Origin of the sequence: Mesorhizobium sp. M7A.F.Ca.MR.362.00.0.0 (assembly GCF_004023175.1) — a bacterium.
Classification (GTDB): Bacteria; Pseudomonadota; Alphaproteobacteria; order Rhizobiales; family Rhizobiaceae; genus Mesorhizobium.
The window spans coordinates 28,325-30,334 of the sequence record NZ_RZTF01000016.1 but is presented as its reverse complement, the minus strand read 5'-3'; the positions used below and the strand labels follow the sequence as shown (position 1 = coordinate 30,334).

Below are 2,010 nucleotides of genomic sequence, written 5' to 3'. Positions count from 1 at the left end.
ATGCACGCGATGTGGCGCAGGCCCGCCAAGGCATTACCCACATCGTCAAGTTCCATGGTGATTTCGACGAGGATTCGTCCCTCGTCCTCACCGAAACGGACTACCTCGATCGTCTCTCCTTCAATTCTCCGCTGGACGTGCGTTTTCGCTCGGATGCGCTCGGCAGCACGATCCTCTTCATTGGCTATAGCCTTTCCGACCCAAACATTCGGTTGCTGCTGCACCGTCTCTGGCAGACGTGGCATCGGTCCGGCTATGAGAAAGATCGCCCGCCCTCGTTTATCTTCATGACCAGCCGAAACCCTATGGAGGAGGCCGTGCTTGGACGTTGGGGCATTTCGGTCGTGGTCGGCGAAATCGACGAGCCGCAAGCTGCTTTGGTGGACTTCCTCAGCCGGCTGGCGGAGATGGTTGGGGATGGGGAACTGTCGCCAAAAAGTGGGCGATAGCAACATCCGTATGATGGGCAGTTCGGCGGGCTCTCAAGGAGCGGCACATGGCAGAGAATTCCGTCCGGAATTTCAAGTTCAATTGGCGTCAAGGATACTATCGCGGCACGGAGAGCTAATCGGAAAACTTACTCACGCACTGCCTACTTTGAAGTGCCTTTCAGCGGTAACGCTCAACCTCGATGCGCCTTGCGCCGAGCTTCGGCGCAAGGGCGAGCTTGTTTAGCGATACGCTACCGGCTGATCAACGCTTGGCGTTTTCACTCTCCGAGTCGGCCCGCGCCAGGAACTGCTCGGTTGTCGTTGGAATATGGCTTTTCAACCAGTCCGCCATTGCGACTTCCTCACGCAGGTTCTCTTCGCAGACCTGGGCGACCTCTGCTTCACCCAGCGATTTGGCAGCGGCGATAAGGATTGTGTAGGAGGCGATTTCCATGTGCTCGAACGTGTAGCTTGCAAGCGATCCTTTCATCACTTCGTCACCGGCGAAGACACCGCTGAGCGACTGCGCCATTGCCGTCAGCTTGCCGCCGGCATCCTTCAGTGTGGAAGATTCTTGTCCGATGCGGTCGAGACAGTTTTCCAGCCGAGCAGCCTGCTGCCTGGTCTCCTGGACGTGCTGGCGAATCCGTTCGCTGAGCTCAGGATAGTTCTCAATTCGGTTCAACTGCCCATTCAACATGGTCTCGGCCTGCTCCTCCATGGCGTGAGCATCCCTGAGCCATTGGACAAGCCATTCGCGCGATTCTGACATTTCATATCTCCTTCATAGGTCGGCCAGAACTTTCAAAGGGAGATATTGTTCCTCATAGTTTGACCTGCGGAGTCAGCCTGTGTCGCAGGCTTTTCCCAGTCGGCGCTGCAATCAGGCTCTCGGCACCAGGAGAGAATAGCGCGGTACGCGCACTGCCGCTGTGTCCAAGCTGGCAAACGCATTTCTGCAGAAATGACCGAACCTGCTGCCTGTCGCGGGTTCGGCGACGGATGGACCTCTGTTTCGCGTCGGCTCGTATTCTGATGCCCGCGCTGCCATGTAGGGCTAAGCTGTATCTCGCCGGAGCGGCTTCGCATTTTACCGTTCGCTTGCGAAATCAACCCCTACCTGATGCGCGTCCAGGGACGAGGCATGTTCACCTGCGGAGATCTTATCTCACGAAGGGATCGCAATGGAACGTCAGGGCATTTCGGAGGTTGGTAAGGAAGTTTCGCAGCTAAGGAAACGAGCCATGACTTCTTCAGACAATTCTTCAGCTGGCATATCACCACGCCCCGAAAAATCGGGCGGCAGGACCTCGTCTAAGCCGGCGACACCGTCACCGGCCGCAGAGAAAGTCTCCGGAGCAGGCCCTGCGATGGCCGAGCATTCGAAAGACGCCAAGGCGCCCAGAGGCGGTCGTCAGCCTGGGGCTTATGTCAAGGATTAGACGGCCGAGCTGAGTTGAGTTTCGGCTGCCCGCTGCAGTCGAAGGAGGTTCGTATGCAGATGATGGGAATTGTCGTCAGCCGAGACCAGGCTCCGATCGTGGAATTCCGCGGAGAGGGAGGCGAGTGTATTACAGTC

Annotated in this window: 2 protein-coding genes; one reads left to right on the top strand and one right to left on the bottom strand. The window is 57.4% G+C overall.

The genetic code is table 11. The features are described 5' to 3' along the window. A partial coding sequence (locus tag EOC06_RS41665) for an SIR2 family protein (protein ID WP_245469326.1) occupies positions 1-449 on the top strand: 449 nt, incomplete at its 5' end. 244 nt (positions 450-693) lie between these two features. On the opposite strand, the gene EOC06_RS04335 is transcribed toward EOC06_RS41665, so the two are convergent. Then, entirely contained in the window at positions 694-1,203 is a 510-nt protein-coding gene (locus EOC06_RS04335; RefSeq protein WP_128307172.1) for a ferritin-like domain-containing protein, read from the bottom strand. Positions 1,204-2,010 lie beyond the last annotated feature (807 nt).